This is a genomic window from Pseudodesulfovibrio piezophilus C1TLV30, from assembly GCF_000341895.1.
GTDB lineage: Bacteria > Desulfobacterota > Desulfovibrionia > Desulfovibrionales > Desulfovibrionaceae > Pseudodesulfovibrio > Pseudodesulfovibrio piezophilus.
On the sequence record NC_020409.1, the window covers coordinates 2,283,279 to 2,305,771 of the forward strand.

The 22,493-nt window shown below is 54.5% G+C and carries 19 protein-coding genes; 7 read left to right on the top strand and 12 right to left on the bottom strand.

What is annotated here, in order from left to right; all coding sequences use genetic code 11:
- Positions 1-50: 50 nt before the first annotated feature.
- A complete protein-coding gene (locus tag BN4_RS10805; RefSeq protein WP_015415428.1) occupies positions 51-815 on the bottom strand; it encodes an enoyl-ACP reductase FabI in 765 nt (254 codons plus the stop codon).
- A 118-nt stretch (positions 816-933) separates the two neighbouring features.
- On the opposite strand from BN4_RS10805, the gene BN4_RS10810 reads away from it, so the two are divergent.
- Entirely contained in the window at positions 934-2,046 is a 1,113-nt protein-coding gene (locus BN4_RS10810) for a DUF362 domain-containing protein (protein ID WP_015415429.1), read from the top strand.
- 45 nt (positions 2,047-2,091) lie between these two features.
- Here the strand turns inward: BN4_RS10810 and BN4_RS10815 are convergent, their stop codons facing one another.
- From BN4_RS10815 to BN4_RS10840, 6 genes are all read right to left on the bottom strand, one after another.
- Positions 2,092-4,134, bottom strand: a complete 2,043-nt coding sequence (locus BN4_RS10815; RefSeq protein WP_015415430.1) for a methyl-accepting chemotaxis protein — start codon at positions 4,132-4,134, stop codon at positions 2,092-2,094.
- A gap of 186 nt (positions 4,135-4,320) precedes the next feature.
- Positions 4,321-5,382: an HD-GYP domain-containing protein gene (locus BN4_RS10820; RefSeq protein ID WP_015415431.1), complete on the bottom strand. Its 1,062-nt coding sequence runs from the start codon at positions 5,380-5,382 to the stop codon at positions 4,321-4,323.
- Between the two features lie 76 nt (positions 5,383-5,458).
- Positions 5,459-6,130, bottom strand: coding sequence for an HAD family hydrolase (locus BN4_RS10825; RefSeq protein WP_015415432.1), 672 nt, complete (start codon positions 6,128-6,130; stop codon positions 5,459-5,461).
- Positions 6,131-6,147: 17 nt separating this feature from the next.
- Positions 6,148-6,999 (bottom strand): deoxyribonuclease IV, encoded by an 852-nt coding sequence (locus BN4_RS10830; protein ID WP_015415433.1) that lies wholly within the window; start codon positions 6,997-6,999, stop codon positions 6,148-6,150.
- A 141-nt stretch (positions 7,000-7,140) separates the two neighbouring features.
- Positions 7,141-7,422, bottom strand: coding sequence for a hypothetical protein (locus BN4_RS10835; protein ID WP_015415434.1), 282 nt, complete (start codon positions 7,420-7,422; stop codon positions 7,141-7,143).
- Positions 7,423-7,622: 200 nt separating this feature from the next.
- A complete protein-coding gene (locus tag BN4_RS10840) occupies positions 7,623-8,258 on the bottom strand; it encodes a peroxiredoxin (protein ID WP_015415435.1) in 636 nt (211 codons plus the stop codon).
- A gap of 220 nt (positions 8,259-8,478) precedes the next feature.
- Between BN4_RS10840 and BN4_RS10845 the strand changes: the two genes are divergently transcribed.
- Positions 8,479-11,388 (top strand): insulinase family protein, encoded by a 2,910-nt coding sequence (locus BN4_RS10845; protein WP_015415436.1) that lies wholly within the window; start codon positions 8,479-8,481, stop codon positions 11,386-11,388.
- Between the two features lie 327 nt (positions 11,389-11,715).
- Here BN4_RS10845 and BN4_RS10850 read toward each other — a convergent pair whose 3' ends face one another.
- Positions 11,716-13,524, bottom strand: coding sequence for an N-acetylmuramoyl-L-alanine amidase (locus tag BN4_RS10850; RefSeq protein ID WP_015415437.1), 1,809 nt, complete (start codon positions 13,522-13,524; stop codon positions 11,716-11,718).
- A gap of 237 nt (positions 13,525-13,761) precedes the next feature.
- A complete protein-coding gene (locus BN4_RS10855; protein WP_015415438.1) occupies positions 13,762-14,529 on the bottom strand; it encodes a metallophosphoesterase family protein in 768 nt (255 codons plus the stop codon).
- A 1-nt stretch (position 14,530) separates the two neighbouring features.
- Here BN4_RS10855 and BN4_RS10860 point away from each other — a divergent pair, with 1 nt between their 5' ends.
- The 3 genes from BN4_RS10860 to BN4_RS10870 all read left to right on the top strand — a co-directional run bounded on the left by BN4_RS10860 (position 14,531) and on the right by BN4_RS10870 (position 17,886).
- A complete protein-coding gene (locus BN4_RS10860; protein ID WP_015415439.1) occupies positions 14,531-16,426 on the top strand; it encodes an ABC transporter ATP-binding protein in 1,896 nt (631 codons plus the stop codon).
- A 114-nt stretch (positions 16,427-16,540) separates the two neighbouring features.
- Entirely contained in the window at positions 16,541-17,017 is a 477-nt protein-coding gene (locus tag BN4_RS10865; RefSeq protein WP_015415440.1) for a chemotaxis protein CheD, read from the top strand.
- The gene (locus BN4_RS10870) at positions 17,014-17,886 is read left to right on the top strand and encodes an HDOD domain-containing protein (RefSeq protein WP_015415441.1); all 873 of its coding nucleotides are present in this window, start codon (positions 17,014-17,016) and stop codon (positions 17,884-17,886) included. The genes BN4_RS10865 and BN4_RS10870 overlap by 4 nt, the downstream gene beginning before the upstream one ends.
- A 149-nt stretch (positions 17,887-18,035) precedes the next feature.
- Here BN4_RS10870 and BN4_RS10875 read toward each other — a convergent pair whose 3' ends face one another.
- The 3 genes from BN4_RS10875 to BN4_RS10885 all read right to left on the bottom strand — a co-directional run bounded on the left by BN4_RS10875 (position 18,036) and on the right by BN4_RS10885 (position 20,591).
- Positions 18,036-18,716 carry a peptidylprolyl isomerase gene (locus BN4_RS10875; protein WP_015415442.1) on the bottom strand — a complete coding sequence of 227 codons (681 nt, stop codon included), beginning with the start codon at positions 18,714-18,716 and terminating at the stop codon, positions 18,036-18,038.
- A gap of 114 nt (positions 18,717-18,830) precedes the next feature.
- Complete coding sequence (aroE, locus tag BN4_RS10880; protein WP_015415443.1) at positions 18,831-19,649, bottom strand: shikimate dehydrogenase; 819 nt, start codon at positions 19,647-19,649, stop codon at positions 18,831-18,833.
- 15 nt (positions 19,650-19,664) lie between these two features.
- Positions 19,665-20,591 carry an ACP S-malonyltransferase gene (locus BN4_RS10885; RefSeq protein ID WP_015415444.1) on the bottom strand — a complete coding sequence of 309 codons (927 nt, stop codon included), beginning with the start codon at positions 20,589-20,591 and terminating at the stop codon, positions 19,665-19,667.
- Positions 20,592-20,841: 250 nt separating this feature from the next.
- Between BN4_RS10885 and BN4_RS10890 the strand changes: the two genes are divergently transcribed.
- Positions 20,842-21,804, top strand: a complete 963-nt coding sequence (locus BN4_RS10890; RefSeq protein ID WP_015415445.1) for an ATP-grasp domain-containing protein — start codon at positions 20,842-20,844, stop codon at positions 21,802-21,804.
- Entirely contained in the window at positions 21,798-22,484 is a 687-nt protein-coding gene (locus BN4_RS10895; RefSeq protein WP_015415446.1) for an HAD family hydrolase, read from the top strand. The genes BN4_RS10890 and BN4_RS10895 overlap by 7 nt, the downstream gene beginning before the upstream one ends.
- The last annotated feature ends 9 nt before the right edge of the window (positions 22,485-22,493 follow it).

Here is a 22,493-nt window from a genome sequence, read left to right on the forward strand (position 1 = left end):
GACGAAACCATTCTACAGACGTGTCATCAAATGCCGGAAAACCGGACGGATCAGACACCCATGATATTATAGCCTGAATCGACGAAAAGCACGTCTCCCGTGGTACCGGACGACAGGTCCGAGGCAAGATAAAGGGCTGCCTTGCCCACATCGTCAATGGTGATATTGCGATGCAGGGGCGCTTTTTTCTCAATCGTGTCGAGAATGGTCGAAAAGCCCGAGATACCTTTGGCCGCCATGGTCTTGACCGGTCCGGCCGAAATGGAATTAATCCGCACATCCCGTGCTCCCAAATCCACGGACAAATACCGAACGCACGCCTCAAGGGCCGCTTTGGCAACACCCATGGCATTGTAATTGGCTACAACCTTGCCCGCTCCATAGTAGGAAAGGGTCAGGACTGAACCGCCCGGATTGAGCATCTGCTCGTACGCACGACATAAGGCCACCAGCGAGTAGGAAGAGACATCGAGCGCCACGCCGTAGCCTTCTCGGCTGGTATCGATGAACCGCCCCTTGAGATCGTCTCGATTGGCATAGGCGATGGAATGGACCAGGATATCCACATCTCCCCATTGGCGACTGACCAGATCAACACCGGACTGAATATCCTGGTCGTCCGTGACATCGCACTTGAACAGGAATTCACCGCCCAGTTCCTCGCAAAGAGGGTCAAGTCGCCGCTTGATAGGCTCAGCCGCATAGCTGAAGGCGAGTCGTGCCCCGTGTTCCCTGAATTGCCGCGCTATGCCATAGGCGATGGAACGGTCATTGACCACCCCGAAAACAAGCGCTTTCTTTCCTTTCAGAAGCATATGATCTCCTTGTTCTCAAATGACATCGTAAAAATGCCTGACAATCGTTGCAACATCAACTGTCTTCCGCTACTCTCCCTGCCTGTAACCGACACCACCATCAGAGGGAGGCTTTATTATGGCATCAAACGTTTATTTCTGGAACCTGCGTGCATCGCACAAGGCTCCGTTTCACACTCGACTGAGGAGCCTGCTCAAGGCTGCTGGTGTTGATAAAACTATTACCGAAGGCGACCTTGCCGCCATCAAGATCCACTTTGGAGAACAGGGGACCACCGGATTCCTCCGCCCCCTGTGGGTCAAGCCCATCGCGGACTTCATCACCGAATTCGGCGGCAAGCCGTTTCTCACCGACGCATCAACCCTGTATGTCGGCCAACGGGGTGAGGCCGTTTCCCACCATCTCTGTGCAGCACGGCACGGCTGGGACCCTCTCGTGATGGGTGCTCCGGTTATCATCGCCGATGGCCTCAAGGGAAACGAAGAGGCAGCTGTTCCGGTGGGAGGCAAGCATATAAATGAAGCCTTCATCGCCAAAGGCATCGCCGACGCCGACTTTCTGGTCTCAGTCAATCACTTCAAGGGACACGAATTGGCGGGATACGGCGGGGCGCTCAAGAATCTCGGCATGGGATGTGCCAGCAAGATGGGAAAAATGCAACAGCACTTCTCCACTGGTCCAGCGGTCGATCCTGACAAATGCGCGGCCTGCGGTTCCTGTGTCAAGGTCTGCCGAACCGAAGCGCTCTACATTGATGAAGAAACCGGCGTGATCGCACTCAATGCGGAAAAATGTGTGGGCTGTGGCGGATGTTTTGTGGCCTGCCGTCACAGTGCCTTGCAGGTCAACTGGCAAATCGGCATCCAGGAATTCCTGGAGCGAATGATGGAGTACACGGTGGGCGTTCTCAAAACCAAAACAAAACCATGCCTGCATGTAAATTTTGTCATGGACGTGGTCCCGGACTGCGATTGCGTCGGATTTACCGATGCCCCCATCTGTCCGGATATCGGTATCCTGGTCAGCTTCGACCCCGTGGCCGTGGACCAAGCATCCATGGACCTGGTGGACAATGCCCCGGCTCTGTATCCAAGCCAACTGCCCTTCGGAGTCCTGCCCGGACAGTCAAAATTCGCAGCCATTCATGAACATGTGCCCGAACACATGGGGCTGGATTACGCCGAAGCCATCGGGCTTGGCTCCAGAGAATACACCCTGATCAATCTTTAGCCGCAACAAAAACGGCGAGGCGGAATCCCCGCCTCGCCGCCTCGCTTAAAACCGTTCGAATTCTCCATCATCACGAGTGCCCATATCCAGATCAATCCCCTTGACCCGGCTCTTCGGAAGTTCCTTTCCCCGCTGGGACTGGACTGAGACCGATTTTCCGCCACTCCGGGGACGCGCGGCCTTTTCCGGTGCGTACCCAAGGTTGAAGAAGCTGATGGATTGGTGCAGCTGCGCTCCTTCCATGGCCAGAGATTCCGATGTAGAAGCAACTTCTTCAGAAACTGCCGCATTTTGCTGGATGACATTGTCAAGTTGCTGAATCGCCTGGTTGATCTGGTTGACTCCTGCGGTCTGCTCATTACTCGCCGTGGCGATTTCCTGAATAAGCCGGGCGGTCTGCTGAATGTCCGGGACCAATTGTCCGAGCCGTTCTCCAGCCTCTTGAGCCACCTTGACCGTAGCCGTGGATAACTCGCTGATTTCTCCCGCCGCATGACCGCTTCGCTCGGCCAGCTTGCGAACTTCGGCCGCAACCACCGCAAATCCCTTGCCATGTTCCCCCGCCCGAGCAGCCTCGATAGCCGCATTCAACGCCAAAAGATTTGTCTGGCGTGCGATCTCCTCAATGACCGAGATTCTGCTGGCGATGTCAGTCATGGCACTCATGGCCTGAGCGACGGACTTGCCACTTTCCTCGGCACTTCGAGCGGCGTGCCGGGCTATCTTTTCCGTCTTGACGGCGTTCTCCGCATTCCCGTGAATATTGGCGGCCATCTGCTCCATGGAGGAAGAAACCTCCTCGACACTGGCAGCCTGTTCCGTGGCTCCTTGTGACATGCTTTGCGATGATGCGGCCAATTGTTCGCTGCCGGACGCCACATTCTCCGTGGCGGCCTGCACACCGCCGATGACTGCCTTGAGCTGGTGTGACATACTCCGCAAAGACTCGGCCAGTACGCCGACCTCATCGGCCTGATGCACATCAATATCCTGTGTCAGATCGCCCCTGGCGAGCCCCCTTGCCAACACCGTTCCCTTAACAATGGGACCGGTAATGACGCGGGCTATGACCATAAGGACACCAAAGAGCACAAGAATAGCTCCCAATCCCATAAGTGAAGAAATCCAGGCAAAGGAATCCGCCTGCTCATTGACCTTGTCCATGGGAACGACCACAGCCAGGCTCCATGGGGTTGTGGTACGGCCCACGGCAATGGGTTCGAGCGTGATATAGAATTCCTCTCCCGTGTCGGGGGATCGGGTCACGTAGGAGTATTCATGCGCGCTCGTGATGGCCCTGAGCACTGCATCTCGATGATCCGAGTCCAGAAATTCCCTGATATTCCTGCCCATCCTATCACCATCAGGATGCGCCACGACCATACCGGAGTTGGTGACCAGATACGCATAGCCGGTCCCGAACGGCTTGATCGCATTGACCGCTTTCTGTAAATCGTTGAGATAAAAATCAACCCCGACGACACCGATATTCCTGCCGTTCTTCTTGACCGGAAATCCAGTGGAAGCGATCCAGAAAGTCTTATCGCCGACCTTCCAGGGGTATGGCTCGGTGATGGTCTCTCCATTGCCCGCCATGGGGGTTTCAAACCATGCCTGTCCTTCGAGATTTTCCTCACCCACATAGCTGGCCGCTATGGACCCGCCGTCGCGATAATACCAGTTGCGATACGCCCCCTTGTAGGTGTCGCGGTATTCTTCTTCCCGGTCATCAAATCGTCCGCCGGGGAATGTACACCATGCCCCGGCCAGTTCTTCATGCCTTTTTAGTGTCTCGACCAGCATGGAATCCAACAGCTCCCTGTCCGGGATGACCTGATAATTGGTTGCCTTCTCAAAGACTGCGCCCAAAGTACGGGTCACGGCCATGGCCAGACTCATCGTCTTGCCGACTTCCAAACTGTGACTGATGGCTTTTTCCCGTGCCATATCCTCTGCCTGGGACACCGCAAGGCTCCGGGCTTTCATGGTCATGACAAGCGTACTGGTTGTGAGAATGATCACCACCAGCACGAATGTGGGAATCAATATCTTGAGTCTGAGACTCCAATCTCTGAAACGCATTTGCATTCTTTATCCTCTGGATAGGTTTGCCGCATTCCCTGAAGGGCCTGCGGCATGATGGTATGGTGTCCGGTCAAGTCCGACGTTAGCCACACGAAGAGTACCATTCCATGACAATATCGTGACTATCTGAACAAAATATCAGTCGTTGTGTTCGGTCTGAAGGCTGTGGCCCCCTCCGGAGCGGCCACATCAGTGAATCAACGTGAAGACGTCAATGCCGTATTCATCGGGATTGATCACATCCGCCACCTGAAGCTTCTCGCTTCGGGAAAGCTCCACGGTCCTCATGGTGATGGCTCGCATACGGCTGTCAAATGCCACACGGACCGACGGATTCAGCGGATTGCCGGGACAATGGTCCAGCACCACTCCGTACTCTCCCGATGTCAGCCGGACAAAGCTGCCCACGGGATAAACACCCATGCTCTTGATGAACTGCTCAACAATATTGGGATGATAGTCTGTGACCCGCCACTGGTACATCATGCCAAGCACCTGCCCCGGCGGCAGGGGAGCCTTGTACACCCGTTTGCTGGTCAGGGCGTCGTAGACATCCACAACTGCCAGCAACCGTGCCGTATCGCTGATCTCATCCCCTTCCAGTCCTCGAGGATACCCGCTGCCATCATGCTTTTCGTGGTGCTCCAGAGCACCACGCAAAACCGCTTCGGGAATCCCCTTCTGCTCCTTGAGAATCCGGTAGCCGTGCAGGGGATGGGTACGCATGATGTTCATCTCCTGTTCACTGAGCTTGCCCGGCTTGTTCAAAATGCATCCGGGAATGGCGGCCTTGCCCAGGTCGTGAAACATCCCGGCTATGCCCACCAACTCCAATTGGGAACGGGAATACCCAAGCTTCCTGCCCAGAATCACGGCCAGAATGGAAACGTTGATACAGTGGGTATATGTGTATTCGTCAAAAGACCTGAGCTTGCTGATGGCTGCGGCAGCCGAATCATTGCGAAAGACCGAATCAATGAATCCGTTGACCAGTGGAGCAGCATCATTGAAATCGAACGGTTTACCTTCCCTGACATCCTTCATGAACTCATGGGCGTAGTTGACGGCCTCACCATAGAGAGTAGCCGCTTCGCGAAGCTCTACCCGGATCGGAACCTGCTTAATGTCAGCCGGGAGTGGCAGCTCTACAGGCAACTCCACCGGTGTGGTTTCCCGAATAACTTCAGGATCCTTCACCATTGCCTGTCGCGCCTCTTCCGCAGTCATCGCCTTGCCGTACTCAGGGGTCATGATTCTCCCTCCACGATCTAAACAGGAAATATTCTCAGTTAAAGGCTAGCTGTTCTCATTCCTTTCTGCAAGATATTTAGAGGAATCCCTGCTGGTTGAGCTGCTCAATGAGGACACCGACATCATCGGCAATGAAGTTTGGTGAGAGCGGGGCAAAGACATCTGCCGCAACGGTGCCGCTTGTAACGGCCCCGGAGAGCGTGCCTGCATTGATGGCGGTCTGGATATCCATGGGATGATCCCCCACCATCAATGTCCGAGCCGGATCGGCACCAAGACAGTCCAGGGCCTGAAAGAGGTGCACCGGATCAGGTTTGACGCGAACTGCGATTTCACGGGGAATAAAGGCTTGTGTGAGGCTTTCTATATCGGGAAAAACCTGCCGGACGGCAGCGGAAATATTCCGGGTAATGACTCCTGCCCCGATCCCCCGTTCCCGAAGCAGCGCCAGCGAAGGTCTGGTGAAATCAAAAAGAGCGCCCTGCCGGGCAGCGTCCAACTCCATGGCCGTGATGACCAGATGACCGCGAGTACGAAATTCCTTGCCCTCCGCTTCATCGCGAAGCATCACCGTCTGGACCAATTCTTCCAGCCACTCAAGGGCCGGGGTCGGGCCGGGAACAGGACGCTGGTCCATGAACGCCTCACCAAGGGCTGCAATACGTGTCTTCATGGACTCCAGATCAAGAGGGACGTCGGCCAGCGTGCCGTCAAAGTCGAAAATGATAGCGTCAAGCCTTGTTGGCATGTCGTTCTTCTCCCGGATCAGCCCTTGCCCGCCAGTTCTCGCAGGGTATTCAAATTACGCACGTCATCCTTGAGATCCTTTTCCTTGGGCGTCTCCAGGGTCTTGGGAATATCCGCAAAACGCTCGTCACGCATCAGATTTCGGAACCCGTCCAGCCCGATTTCGCCCTTTCCGATGTGTTCATGGCGATCCTTTCGGGAATCAAAGGCGTTCTTGGTGTCATTGACATGAAAGAAACGGAGACGGTCCAGGCCGATGATTCGATCAAAGGCCTCGAAAGTCGCGGCATAGGCTGCCGGGGTGCGAAGGTCGTACCCTGCGGCAAAGGTATGGCAGGTATCGTAACAGACTCCCAACCGATCAGCATGCGCAGAGGCTGCGATGATGGCGGCCAGCTCTTCGAAAGTGGAACCGAGGTTTGTTCCCTGTCCGGCCGTTGTCTCCAGCAGGACCAGGGCCTCATCTGTACCGGAATCCTCTATGGCACGATCCAGTGCGGCAGCATAGCGCTCGATACCCGCATAAACCCCCTCTCCCAGGTGCGAACCGGGATGGGTGACCAAAAAAGGGATTTTCAACGCTTCCACACGCTGTAATTCCTTGGCAAAACCGATACGGGACCGCTCTGCCTGCTCTTCCTTGGGAGAAGCGAGATTGATCAGATAGGAATCATGGGCTGCAAGTGGGTAGTCACCCCACTGCTCTCGGGCCACGGCAAAAAGGTCAAGATCATACTTGGTGAGAGGCGGAATTTTCCACTGACGCTGGTTGCGTGTGAAAATCTGGAGAGCAGTGCCGTCAACGGCACGAATGTGCTCGAAGGCCATGTGCAGGCCTCCGGCAATGGACATGTGCGAACCGAGAAACATGAGTACCTCGTGAGTCTGTCGCGTGCCGATTTTCCTCGTGCCCAGAGCGACGAGGCTGCGGTGGGACAATCAATCCCGGACAATCGAATGAAGAACGCGCACGACATGATCCATGCGACGCGTTCCTTCCGACTTCGGCTGTTAGCCTATCCAGCCATGCAGCGCATCGACAATCTTCTGTGCCTGGGCCTGACTGGAGATATTGAACTTCGACTTGGGGCGATATGTTCCGTCCACCTTCTGATAGCGGCGGATGGTGAACTTCTCCGGGCCGTATTCACCCTTGGCGCGGTTCAGTTCCTGGTAGCGAAAAATGATGGTGGTCCATGCGCCCTTGGACAGGATGACTTTGTCCAGCTCCTTGACAATGAGCTGGTTCTCTTCGGAATAGTTGATCGTGATCTCGTCAACATTGGTAGCCATGTATTGCTCCTTGCATATATATTCTCCGCGAAAGCAGCGGTAAGGGCTTTCCATTTACATATGTAATGGCAAAGGGCAAGCGTGACGTTCCCTGCAAGACGGGGTTTTTCACCGTGCGAGCCATAAGATCACGCCCCCGGCAGACATGCTGTCGGGGGCGTTTACAAGCAACAGGAGCTACGAGAGTGTGACGTTCGTAACTAGTCGTTGAGAGCTTCGTAGACCTTGCCGACCAGCTTTTCGCTCGGGGTCAGGGTCTTGCTTCCCGGAGTCCATTTGGCCGGGCAGGCTTCATCCGGGTGATCCTTGAGGTAGTTGTTCGCATCCATCTTGCGGAATAATTCATCGGCGTTACGTCCGACATTGTAGAAATTGACCTCCGAGGAAACCAGCAGTCCTTCCGGATTGATGACAAAGGTTCCGCGCAGAGCCTGTCCGGTGTCATAATCCCAGACATCAAAGAAGCGGGAGACTTCCCCAGTGGGATCGGCGGCCATTTTGAATGTGACGTCCGCAAGCAGACGTTCATCATTCTTCCATGCGAGATGGGTGAATTTGGTATCCGTTGAAACGGATATGACTTCTGCGCCAAGATCGGCGAGTTCTTTATGCTTGGTGGCGAGGTCTGCCAGTTCCGTGGGGCAGACAAAAGTAAAGTCCGCTGGATAGAAAAAGAGAATGGCCCATTTTCCTTCCTTTCTCAAAGCGCCCAGGTCCACCTCACAAAAGCCACCTTCGGTGGGATCAAAGGCCTCCAGCGTAAACTCGGGTACTTTCTGACCGACTTTGGCAAATTCGGGCAGCACTTCTTCGTGTTCATGTTCGCAGCAACTCATGATGACTCCTTTATTGAAAATAGAATGATTTTTAATCTAGGAATGATTCCCGTTTTCAATTGTTTTAATCTTGCGTTTCTTCATCGTCAAGGAGAAAATATATTTTACCCACCCTTTGAAGACACGGCCATGTCGTGTATACAATTGGACTTGCCCATGTCGCCATCCGTCCTTATCTTTGACGGATGACCCGTACGCAAACCAACAAAGAGAGATATGCATGAGCCACGGCTTTACCAAAATACAGGAAATGGAAATCACGGAGATGGGGTCTCTTGCCCATGTCTACCGTCACGACAAAACCGGCGCGCGCGTCCTGTCAGTCATCAATGATGATGAGAACAAGGTTTTCGGCATCTCATTTCGCACCCCACCGGAAGACTCCACAGGCGTGGCTCACATTCTGGAGCATTCAGTCCTCTGCGGATCCGACAAATACCCGATCAAGGAGCCGTTCGTGGAACTGCTCAAAGGCTCGCTTCAGACGTTTCTCAACGCCCTGACTTTTCCTGACAAGACCTGCTACCCCGTCGCCAGTGCCAATGTGCAGGATTTCTACAATCTCATAGACGTCTACCTTGACGCGGTCTTCCATCCCCGCCTCACGCCCAATACGCTCAAGCAGGAGGGCTGGCACTATGAACTGGAAGGAACGGACAAGCCCATAACGTACAAAGGTGTGGTCTATAATGAAATGAAGGGTGCCTACTCTTCTCCTGACTCCCTGCTTTATGAACATTCCCAGCAATCGCTTTTCCCGGACACGACCTACGGCATCGACTCCGGCGGCGATCCCTTTGTCATCCCGGACCTGACCTTTGACCAGTTCATGGCCTTTCACCGTGACCACTACCATCCTTCCAATGGCTACGCTTATTTCTATGGCAATGACGACCCGGAAAAACGACTGGAGATTCTCGATAAAGTCTTTTCACACTATGAGGCCATTGACGTCACCACCACACAGGTACCTCTTCAGAAACGGTTTACCGAAGCCGTCCAGGTACGTAAGCCCTACCCGGCCTCCGAGCGGCTCGCCAAAGGCATGTTCACTGTCAACTGGCTGTTGGCAGAAACCGCTGACCCGAACTTGAATCTTGCCCTTCATGTGCTGGAACATATCCTTATTGGACTGCCGTCTTCACCCCTGAAAAAGGCACTCATGGACTCGGGACTCGGTGATGATCTCGCCGGGGTCGGTCTGGAAGCGGACATGCGCCAGATGTTCTTCTCCATCGGTCTCAAAGGTATCCACCCGTCCAATGCCATCAAGGCTGAATCCGTTATCTTCCATACCATTAAGGAACTGGTGGAAAGCGGCATCGATCAAGCCGATATTGAAGCAGCCGTCAACTCTGTTGAATTCAGCCTGCGAGAGAACAACACAGGCTCTTACCCACGCGGCCTGTCACTCATGTTCCAGGCGCTCTCCACCTGGCTCTACGATGATGACGGCACAGAAGGCGACCCCCTCGCTCTCCTGCCCTTTGAAAAGCCCCTGGACCATATCAAGGGCTGGATCAACGGTGGCGACAAGATTTTCGAGGAACTGCTGGCTCGCTTGTTCCTCCACAATCCGCATCGCTCAACCGTGCTGCTGGAGCCGGATCACACCTTGTCTGCCACAATGGCAAAAAAAGAAGCAGGCCGTCTCAAAAAGGTCAAGGATTCGATGACTGAAGCACAGCTTGAAAAGGTCATGGCTGATGCTGAGGAACTCTCCCGGCTTCAGGCCGCTCCCGACTCACCGGAGGCACTGGCGACCATCCCGCGTCTTTCCGTGAGCGACCTGCCTGATGAAAACAGGATCATCCCGACGGAAGTACGTGACGTGGCCGGAGCGTCGTTGCTCTACCATGATCTGCCTACCAACGGGATTGCCTACCTCGATTTCGGTTTCGATCTTTCAGTCCTGCCCGATACACTGCTCCCATACGCGGGCATTTTCGGACGCGCCCTGACCGAATCCGGCACTGACAAGCATACCTTTGTTGACCTTTCCCAGTGGATAGCCCGGACTTCCGGCGGCATCTGGGCCCACCCCTTTGCCTCTCCCATCCGGGATTCCAGGGACGCTGCCGCCCAGCTTTTCCTGCGCGCCAAAGCCACGGGTGACAAGATAGCCGAAACAACAGAAATCATCCGTGAAATTCTGACCTCGGCCAAACTCGACAACAAGGAACGTCTTTCGCAGATTGTTTCCGAGGCACGCGCTCGGGCCGAACAACGTCTTGTCCCATCAGGACACCAGGTTGTCGCGACACGACTGCGTGCGCGGACTCATGTGGGCCATGCCATGGAAGAAGCCATGTCCGGTCTCTCCAATCTCGATTTCCTGCGTCGTCTCGAAACCCGCATCGAACAGGACTTCCGAGGTGTTGCAAAAGATCTCGAAGCCATGCGCACCCTGCTGCTCTCGCGTAACGGTGTCATCTGCAACGTGACAGCGGACAACGACCTGCTGCCCATTGTCGAGCCGGAGATCATCGCCCTTGTCGAAGGATTGCCCAATGCGGAAGCAGCTCCGGTCACACGTGCCCTGCTTGATCTACCCAAGGCCGAAGGCCTCGCCATTCCGGCCCAGGTCAACTATGTGGGCAAGGGCGTCAGTCTCGCTGACCATGGATTCATCCCCAAAGGATCGGCACTGGTGGTCAACAAGATCATCCGCACCGGCTACCTCTGGGAAAAAGTTCGCGTTCAGGGCGGAGCCTATGGCGCATTCTGCATCATTGACCGTCTCGCCGGAGCACTGGCCATGGTCTCCTACCGTGACCCGAATGTCGCCGCGACCATCAAGGCCTTTGACGCAGCAGCCGACTACCTCGACTCAGTGAGCATCACCACTGATGAACTGGAAAAATCGATCATCGGGGCCATCGGAGAAATCGATTCCTACCAGTTGCCCGATGCCAAGGGATTCACAGCTCTGACCCGTCATCTGACCAACCTTGATGACGCCTATCTGCAAACTGTCAGGGAACAAGCCCTTGCTACCACCGAAAAAGACTTCCGCGACTTTGCCGAAGCCATTCGCATTAATGCCGCGCACGGCGATATCTGCATCCTCGGCGATCAGGTCGCCATGGAAAACTCCGGGCTGGAACTGGACATGCAGCAAGTCCTGTAAGAAGCCGCCCCTCATGAAGGGAGACTGCCCTCACGGTATTCGATTCATTCCCGTTCCGAGCTTCCCGGTAAGCCGGTTCGCGGAGACCCCCGGCCAGGGCCGCCCGGCCCAGAAAAGGACAGCAATACCACAGGCCACTCTTGGAACTGTTGAGAAACAGTTCCTCATCGGACCTGAAAAGAACAGCCCCTCACGTTCCCAAGACGTGAGGGGCTGACTATATGGCCCTTGAAGTGGGTGGATGAATTTCAAAAGGAGAAATAACCTGACGTTCAGATTATTTCTCCTTTTGGAAAGTATCAAGAAGATCGTTGGCGGAAAACGGGTTTAGCGCGTGGCGTACCGTTCGATTTTAGACTTGTAGGCAAGGATGCCATCCACGATACCACGAGCGAGGTACTCCTGGTACGCCTTGCTGTTGAGCCGTTTGGCCTCGGTAGGGTTGGTGATATAGCCCAGTTCCACCAACACGGAAGGCATCTTCGCGCCCATAAGGACATAAAAAGGTGCTTCTCGGGTTCCCATGTTCTTGAGTTGCCATTTACGACGAACACGGGAAATCGTGTTGCTCTGCACATCCGAGGCAAGGTCGCGACTTTCCTTGATCTTGGAATTGACCATCAGGTCGGTCAGGATAAACTGAAGGTCGGAAATGGAGCGCGGGTCAACGGCATTCTCTCGGGCTGCGATACGCACGGCATCCTTGCTCTTGGCAAGGTTGAGGCTATACGTTTCAAGCCCATGCGCTTTGCTGGTTCGGCTGGCATTACAATGGATGGAGACGAACAGGTCCGCTTTCTTGACGTTGGCGATGGCTGTGCGTTGTTCAAGGGGGATGAAGACATCCGTTGTCCGGGTATAATGAATTGTGAACCCTTTTTCCTTGAGCTTGGAACCGAGGAGCTTTGCGAAGCGGAGATTGAGATCCTTCTCACGCAAACCATTGGCCACAGCGCCAGGGTCCTTGCCGCCGTGACCTGCGTCGATCATGATGGTCTTAACCGTCAGGCCCAGCTGTTCCAGCAAATCTCCGGCCTGGCTTTTACTGCCCTTCGGCGGGCGGTATTTGCTGTTTTGCGTGGTCACCTTATGTGAAGTCGAGGATTGGGCCTTCCTCGCCGTAACGGTTCCCTCTTCCGGTGAATAGACGTCGATGACGATGCGGTAGGGATTATCCAGTGGAAAAATCTTGTATTCCTGCATGGACAGGAAATCGAGGACAACACGAGTGGTGTCGGCATTGTACTGCCCGGTACGAATGGACCGCAAAATACCATCCGAAACTTCCGTGGAGGCGGTGACATCATGCCCCAGGCGTGACCCTTGTATATCGACATACAGACGGTGAGGACGGCCGACAGCAGGGTTGGGAGCAAGGACTTGATAGCGATATTTGACCCGGCCATCGAGTTCGAGCACCACACGGGTGTACTCGTCACTGGACTTGAAACGAACAGTGTCCAGATGAGCCAGACCACTCGGATCTTTCACCGGAGTAATGCTTTTCCCGCCACTGGAGTGACTGCTTTTCTTTCTGGTCGATCTGGAAGCACTGGCCGAGGAGATTTTGGTTTTTTTCCCACTGACCTTGGCAATGGCTTTCTCATACCCGCCAAGCTTTCTGAGATATTCCTTGGCCTTTCCATGCATATCGGAACGGGGGAAATCCACAATGATCTTGGCAAGATCAAGTCGGGCGTTGCCCTTCTCCCCGAGACGGCGGGCATAAATATCGGCTCGGCGGTACAGGCAATCATCTGCCCAACCATGACGGGGGTAGCGAGCCTCCACACGGCCGAAGTAATCCACGGCCCGGCGAAAATCAGACTTGAGTCCGCTCTGTTTTCCCAGTTCCTCATAGACCCGCCCTATGTAATAGAGAGATTTGGGCGCATAGGAACCATTGGGATCAGCCTTGAGGCATCGGGAAAATTTTCTTTCAACCTTCTCCCAATTGGAGCGGTATTTTTTTTTGGTACGGGTTTTGAGGAGCGAATGAAAATCGGAATGGCCGTCGAGAAAATAGGATTTCGCAGACAAGGCCAAGGCATCTGTCGCGCACAGGGAAAGAGCCGCGAGCGCCAGAAGCAACAAAACGGGGGCAGTATGGTGTCGTAATAAATAAAGCGGTTTCATGACTCGGCGTTACCGGGGCTTCTTTTTCTTCTCCCCTGGCTTCTCCGATCAGCACAGGGACAAACGTCCAAAGACTTACAGTTTCGACCCATTCTCATGAAAAATCTAAAAAAAGTCCAGAGAAGAATCGCGAAGTCACAAAACCGAACACCATGACACGCCTCGATTCCGATCTTCTCCCAAGCCTCTTGATTCGTATCCTGCGCGTTGCACCGCGAAAATCCACATCTCCAAGGATCAGGCCACTCCGGTCAAAAGCCATCTGGCCCAATCGTCGCGTCCATTTTGACGAGCCAGTTCAGAGGCCGCCAGCCAATCATATTCAACAGCATGAAACGAGATGTCCCACCCAAAATCGACCTGCAGGACTACGGCATACCGGGCATGGGGGGAGCCGGACTCCATGGCATGAGGCGGTATTGCATCCTGATAGGCCGGTAAACCGACGCTTCCGGGATTGAGCAGAGTCCGCCCACCACAAATGAGACTGCCGGGAAAGTGGCTGTGCCCGGCGAGAACCAGAGAACAGTCCCCGGCGAGAGGCAGGATGTCTTTCAAAATATCACGGCATTCCCGCATGACAGGATGCCCTGAAGACACTTCTTCGAGCAGATAGAGACAGTCGTTTCCAGGCGTACCATGGCAGAGCAGGACATCCCCATCCAGAAGACGAGTAGCCGGAAGCGTCCGTAACCAGCTCATTCCCTTTTTCCCCAGAGCAGAGACCGAGGCGCGAAATGCTGGGACATTCTGCCATTCAACACCACTCTCCAACAAGAGACGATCCTGATTCCCAAGAATGGTTGGTATGTCCCTATGCTCAAGCATCTGCCATGTGCTCCCGGGGTCCAGTGGACCGTAAAAAGAATCTCCCAGATTCACGAATTGATCGATCCCCTGTGCCTGGGCATGGGCAAAAACGGCTTCGAGGGCGTAGGCATTGCCATGTATGTCGGCAAGAACAGCCACTGGTTCAGAAAAATTCATCTGGTGAGTATTGGACAAAATGCCCCTCAAGGCAAGAAATTCAACAGGACGCGGAGAGAGGGCAGGCTTTACTCTCGGCCCACAACTCTTTACAGAAGGCATGGCACCAAGCGAAGATTCGAATCCGCCGCCATTCAAAGGAGATATTTTGGCCCGCAATCAGAAACTGCATTACATGGGAAATCGGTACCTGCTTAAGCGCAGTATCAGCTATTTTTCTTCTTACAAGCTTCGGGTGGTGATCGCCACCGTCGCCATGCTTCTCTATGCTCCTATTGCCCCTGCCTTGGGTTGGTTGACAAAATACGTCACCGATGAAGTGCTCATTGCCCGCGACATAGAGACCCTCAAGCTGTGTATTTTCGGCCTGCTTTTTCTGATAATCACGAAAGGCATTCTCCAGTTTTTTCAAGTCTACGTCATGAACTCAACAGGTATCCTGGTGCTCAAGGACATGCGCCGGGATCTCTTTGACAAGATCATCCGCCTCCCCATGCCCTTTTTTGCCGAAAGTGAAATAGGCATGCTCATGAGCCGTGTCGTCAGTGATGTGGTCGCCGTTCGCCAATGCCTGCCAAGCGTGATCATGTTCGTGCGCCAGGTCTTTACTCTTCTTGGGCTTATCGGGACAGTCATCTATCTGGATGCCTACCTTGCTTTCTGGAGCCTTGTGGTCATGCCCATCGCCATGTACCCGATCATTTTCTTCGGCAAGAAGGTCAGGAAATACGGCCGAAAAATGCAGTCGGAATTATCCGGGGTCAACGTGGTCCTGGAAGAATCGTTCTCCGGTATCAAGGTCATCAAGGCCTTTGCCAACGAGTGCCGCGAAAGTTTCCGATTCAATGTGGAAAACAAAAAACTCTGCAATGCCATCATCCGGCAGATATTCTACAGCGAAAGCTCCTCGCGCGTCATGGATTTCGTCTCTGCCGGAGCCGGGGCCGCCGTACTCTGGATCGGCGGTTCCCGTGTCATAGCGGGGATTATCACTCCCGGAGACCTGACCGCATTTCTGGTCTGCCTGGTCCAACTGTATGAACCTGTCAAAAAAATAAACATGTCAAACAACCAGATCCAACAGGGTCTGGCCGGAGCCGAACGCGTCTTCGACATCTTCGACTCCCCGGAGATTCTCATGGAAGAATCCGGGAATATCGAATTCAACGGCACGCTTGCAGAACTCAAATTCGACAACATCCACTTTTCCTACCCCAACGCCCAGAAAGCCGCGCTCGACGGAGTTTCCCTCTCCATCGAAGCAGGGCAGCGTGTAGCCGTTGTCGGCCCGAGCGGGTCAGGCAAGACGACCCTGGTCAATCTCCTGCCCCGTTTCTATTCCCCGCAGCAGGGGGACATTACCCTCAATGGGGTGCCTTTGCAGGATTATACTCTGCCAAGCCTGCGCCTTGGCCTCGGCCTGGTATCCCAGGACACGTTCCTGTTTAATGACACCATCAAGGCCAACATCGCCTATGCTCGCGAAGAGTATGACCAGGCTGAAGTCGAAAAAGCGGCCAAAGCGGCCTTTGCCCATGATTTCATCATGGAAATGCCTGAAGGGTACGACACCATCGTCGGAGAGGGCGGAGTCAAAATTTCCGGCGGACAGAAGCAGCGCCTGACCATTGCCCGCGCCATCATGAAAAATCCGCCCCTGCTTATTCTCGACGAAGCCACAAGCGCTCTGGACACCGAATCGGAACGAGTGGTCCAGGAAGCATTGGAAAACCTCATGCAGGGCCGGACATCCATTGTCATTGCGCACCGACTGTCCACTATCCTGACGGCCGATGTCATCGTCGTCATGGAACACGGACGCATCATTGCCACGGGAACCCATACCGAGCTACTCGCTGCATGTCCGCTCTATGACCGTCTCTACAAGATGCAATTTGACGATATTACGGAATAAGCTCCCCGGAGACTTGCACAATCACGTTGAATAAGACTGGCGCATTTTGATTCCGGCATGTAGGGTGAAGGCACTTAACAGTGTATAGTATAGACAATACCGACATCAGAGATCATGCAGCCCCTTGTCGTCAACATATCAGACATGAAGTTCTCGACCAATCCCGAGGACATCATTATCACCTATTCCCTGGGGTCTTGCCTCGGTGTCACCGCCTATGACCCCAAGGCCAGAATCGGAGGCATGGTACACTGTCTGCTTCCCACATCCAATACGGCCAGGGAAAAAGCCCGAGACAATCCATTCATGTTCGTCAACACAGGCGTGGTGATGATGGTCCAGCAGCTTATCAGCGCCGGAGCAGCAAAGAACCGGTTGATCTTCAAGGCCGCTGGCGGGGCGAACATGCGCAACGACAACCTGTTCAACACCGGCGCGCGAAACTTCGCCGCCCTTGAAAAACTTTTCCAGCGCAATGAAGTCAGACTGACAGCCAACAATGTCGGCGGGACAATTCCAAGAACATTGCTCCTGCACCTTGACACCGGCCGAGTGATCGTCCGTTCATTTGGGGAGGATGTGGAGATATGACAAGACGCGATGAAATACTTGAACGCATTTCCGAGGTCGTGGCCATTCCGTCCTGTGCCCAGAAAGCCGCTGCCCTGCTCGGTGATCCCGATGCCGACTTCGATGAATTGGCTCGGATTATCGAATACGATCCCGGCCTGACCGCCAATCTGCTCAAGGTGGTCAACGCTTCATTCTTCAGCGGCGGCACCAGTGCCATGCGGACCAGCCAGGAAGCCATCAAGCGACTCGGAACGACCCAGGTGCTTCAATTTGTTATCTCCACAGGAGTCGCTCCGTCCTTTGTCAGGAAGATAGAAGGCTATGACCTCTCTCCCACCATGCATCTGCAACATTCCGTTACCGTGGCTCTCTCTGCTCAGGAACTGGGCACAGTTCTCGGTCTCAATCCACCGGATTATACCTTCACTGCCGGGTTGCTTTCAGGTATCGGGAAGACATTGCTGGGAGCCTATGTTCAGGTCAATGCCCACCCCATTCTGGATCTCGCCATGGAGCACGGCCTGAGTTTTGATCAGGCCGAAGACAAGATTCTCGGTATCAATCATGCGGAGCTTGGCGGCCTTGTTCTCGAATCCTGGGGGCTTCCCAAAGAAATCACCGATGTTGTGCGTCACCATCTCCGCCCTGATGAATTCGGGCAGGAAAGCCTGGTGCTTGACCTGGTTCACATCGGCAATGTTCTGGCAAAAATGATCGGTGTCGGCCTTGGCGTGGATGGACTGAATTACGCGCCTTCCCATATCGTGGCGGAAAGACTCAAGCTCACCCCTGAAATCCTGGATATTGTCTCGGCCAATGTCGTCAGCAGTCTTGACAGCCTCTGGGACCTTTTTCTCGAATGCGCCGAGGAAGCCTGCCCCATCTAACTTCTCCCTCGTGCCTGAAAACGAAAAAATCAGTTCCGGCGCACATCTTCATGAACGCAGGAACTGATATACTATGCAGCGTACGGGGAGATGGGCCGAGACCGGATCAGAAACATCTCGCTCCTGCTCCGAACCAATCCCCGTCCACGCTATTTGGCGCGATAGATTTTCTTGATATAGACGGGATTGACGGGCACATCGGTGTATCTTCCCATTTGCGTAGTTTTGGCGCTTTGAATCTTGACCAGTGTATCCCACCCGCGAATGACTTTACCAAAAGCACAATATCCCCTGCGGGTTTTGGTGTTGTTCCTTCGTTCAATATATTTTTTATTCATGGTTGACGGGTTCAACGCCGGGTTATCTTCCATATTGAAAAAGAACTGACAGGTTGCCGAATCAGGGTCATTGGCACGGGCCATGGCAATGGTTCCCTTGTCATTTTGCAAACCCAACATGTCCTCATTTTCAATAGGTGCCCAAAGTGGATACTTTAAACGCAAAGGAGGAAAGGTAAATCCGCCGCCCTGGACAATATTGATCACATTGGCTTTGGCAGCCTTTCCCTTGACCTCCTCAATATCCTCCTTGATGACCCTGTGGAAAATGGTCCCCTCATAGAAACCGGCGTCCACATAGCGCAGGAAATTCTCTACTGTTATCGGCGCTTCGCTGGGATAAAGCATGACAATGACCCTGCCCGCCGTGGTATCCATGATAACGACAGGATTCGGTCCGGCGGCAACGGCTTTTGACAGGGACATGCCCGGTCCGAAAAGAAACGCCGCCAGCAGCAGTGTGAAAGAAAGAACGAATTTGAACGATTTCATACCAATCACCTTCATTATTACTGTTTCAGCAAGTCATACAAAAGACTGTCCATCTCTTCAAGAAAGAGACGCTGCCAGGAAGAAAAAGAGTTGCGTCTTCCCACACTGTTTCGATCAGGCCGGAGCCTGACCGAGGGCACAGAGCAAGAGCGCCCTGGCTCCGGCTTCATCCATGTCTTTTCCCGTCCAGAGACGGAACTGGGCCAATCCCTGATGCAGAAACATTTCCAGCCCGGACACTGTGCCGCATCCGACTGCAGCAGCCTCTCTGAGGAGCCTCGTTTCCAATGGATTATAAACAATGTCATACACTGTGCATCCGGCAGGAAAACGTTTCGCATCCCACGGTGAAAACGTTTCCATAGTCCCGGACATACCAAGCGGCGTGGTATTGCAAATCAGGGCGGGTTCTTCTTCCATACGGGATTCCCAGGCAACGGCACGGATGGAAAATTCCTCGGCAAGCGCCTCGGCTTTCTCCCCTGTCCGGTTGGCGATGGCGATATCCGCAATGCCCAATTCCTTGAAGCCGACAACAGCCGCCCGAGCAGCCCCCCCTGCTCCCAGTATCATGGCCGAGGCTGGCAACGGCTGCATGTGACGCAGAGGAGCAATAAGGCCGAGGACATCCGTGTTCTCGCCACACAGCTTGCCCTCATCCCAATACAGAGTATTCACGGCACCGACACGCACGGCTCGATCAGTCATGTGGTCGAGAAATTCCATCACCGTCCGCTTGTGCGGGATGGTCACACTCAGCCCGAGGAAAGGTTCATCCCGAACCCGTCGCATGAAATCAGGGATTTGATCCGGCTCCAGAGGGTAGGCTGCATATGCCGCGTCTGCCCCTGATTGCCTGAACCCCCAGTTATGCAAAGTCGGACTCATCGTATGCCCCAGAGGCCAGCCGATAATACCGTAAAGACCGCTCATGATATGCTCTCCTGACTAAAGCGCTTCACTCTTTTCGAGAGACCCTACTGCCACGCCGGTCCAGTCATCGCCCATTTCCTTGAGATTGGGCTTGAGCATCTTGGAGAGCACACCCTTGGGACCGACTTCGATGAACTCGCGTACGCCGGTGCCATACATGGCCTGAAGAGTCTGAATCCAGAGCACCGACGAGGTCATCTGCCGCTGCATGACGTCCATGACCCTGTCCGCGTCAGGCTCAGGAAGGGCAGTGGCATTGTGAAAAACAGGAAAGGCGGGTGCTTCCCAGGCAAGCCCCTCGAGGAAACAGGCAAAATCATCAGCCGCCTCCTGAATGAGCGGGCTGTGAAACGCACCGGAAACAGCAAGGGCTATGGCACGTCCCTTGGATTCTTTGACCTGGGCTGAAGCAATGTCCAGGGCTTCCTTCTCGCCGCTGATAACAAACTGGGCAGGGGTATTGTAGTTGGCCACACGCAATTCCCTACCGGTCTCCCGGATGGCGGATTCAACGATGGTTTCAACCGTCCCCTGGGGAAGCTTGACAATGGCGACCATACCATGCCCGGATTGACCCGCCTCGGCCATGAGACGGCCGCGAAGGGTCACTGCCTTGATCGCGTCCTCCATGCCGAGTACACCGGCAGCGGCCAGAGCAGCGAATTCTCCCAGACTGTGACCGGCTGTTGCCACGGGCGTCACCTTGTTACGAACAGTCAGCCACAGGGAAAGGTTGGCCACGGTCAGGGCGGGTTGCAAGGCTCGTGTGTCGGCCATATCTTCAGCTTCCCCATCCCAGTAGATTTCACGCAACGGCAGGCAGGATTCGGACTCGGCCAACTTCCAGAGCGCGAGAGCTTCTGCATTGTGCTCCGCCACATCCTTGCCCATGCCTTTTTCCTGAGACCCCTGTCCCGGAAACAATATCGCTTTTCCAGTCATTGTTTTCTCCTTGAAAAATAAGAATCCGGCGGGCTGATACCGGGCCTGTTCATGACCAACAACGAAATCGCTCTTTGCCACAACACCCGAAAGACCGCACGGCGCGTGAGGAAACTACCCATAATCAGCCAATGCCGCAAGTCATGGGAAGCCAAGGGAGTCCCGCATTGTACCGACCGGCAAAGTCTGGTAATTCTCAATTCGAACGCTGCCCGAAAATACTCTGGCGCATCAAAACCTTGGACAGACGATGAATATACTCATGACATCAGCCGGACGGCGCACTTCGCTTTTGCGCTTCTTTCAGGAAGCCGCCCATGCTCGCGGAGGTTCGGTCCACGCCGGGGATATGGACGGATTGGCCCCGGCGCTCTATCTGGCCGACCATGCAATCCGCCTGCCGCGTGTGACGGACACGAACTATATTCCTTTTCTACTCGACTCTGTTGAAAAACATGCTGTTTCGCTCGTGGTCCCGACCATTGATACCGAACTGACTGTTTTTGCCGAGTCCGCACCACTCTTTGCCGCCAAGGGATGCCGTCTGTTGATCTCCTCTCCCAGACTGATTTCCGCCTGCCGCGATAAATGGAACACCTCGCGGGTCTTCGGCGATCTGGGCGTGCGTGTTCCCCGCTCTTGGCTACCCGGCCAAATCGACAATGCCGACCTGCCGGAAAAGCTCTTTATCAAACCACGCGACGGCAGTGCCAGTCTCGATGCCTACCCCGTGGAGAAGAAAGACCTCTCCACCATGCTGGACCAAGTGCCAAACGCCATCATCCAGGAGCGGATCACAGGGCGTGAAATTACCATCGACGCCCTCCTCGATTTTGACGGTCGCCCCATTCACTTTGTCCCACGCATTCGCGTCAAGACCGTGGGTGGGGAATCTGTCCAGGGCACGACCATCAAGGAACCCGGCCTCAATGAATGGTTGGAATCCCTGCTCCGCATCATCGGTGACATGGGCGGGATCGGTCCCATGACCATGCAGGCCTTTCTCACGGATGACGAATTCGTCCTCTTCGAGATCAACCCGCGCTTCGGCGGGGGCTTTCCGCTGGGACACGCAGCAGGGGGACTATACCCGCACTGGCTGATGCAAATGGTGGCAGGGGAGCCTGTCGCCCCACGATTGGGCGAATACACCGTTGGCCTGTCCATGACCCGTTCCTATACAGAAGTTTTCACACAGGAGCCTCAGTGGTGATCAAGGGCGTTGTTTTTGATATGGACGACACACTCTATCTGGAACGGGATTACGTCCGAAGCGGCTTCCAGGCCGTGGCAACCCATGTCAGCGACATGGCGGATGAATCCACTGTATTTCAGACCTTGTGGACCCTGTTTCAAGAAGGAATCCGAGGCAATACCTTCAACCTTCTGATGGAAACCATGCCCGGTCTGGCCGAAAGAACATCCATCCCGCAACTGGTTTCCATTTACCGAAACCATATACCGGATATAGCCATTCTTCCGGCCATGCGAACGCTGCTTATCGACCTGCGGAACCAAGGATTGCCCCTTGGTCTGCTCTCCGACGGTCCCCTTGCTGCCCAGCAAGCCAAGGTGGATGCTCTGGGTCTCGAAACATTGGTGGATTCCATCGTCCTGACCGATGCTTTGGGGCGCGATAAATGGAAGCCGAATCCCGCCGGATTCGAAAGACTTGCTCAAACCATGGATGTTGAACACAAATTTCTTGTTTACATCGGCGACAATCCAGTCAAAGACTTCATCGCACCCAGAACGCTCGGCTGGCGAACCATCAGGCTTCGCATGCCCGGCCAATTGCGCGAAACAGACGAACCGACCAGCGAGGCGGCAACTCCGGACAATGTTGTTTCCACTATGGAAGCCCTCCGAACAGTGCTCCACTCCGACCATTAACAAGGACCC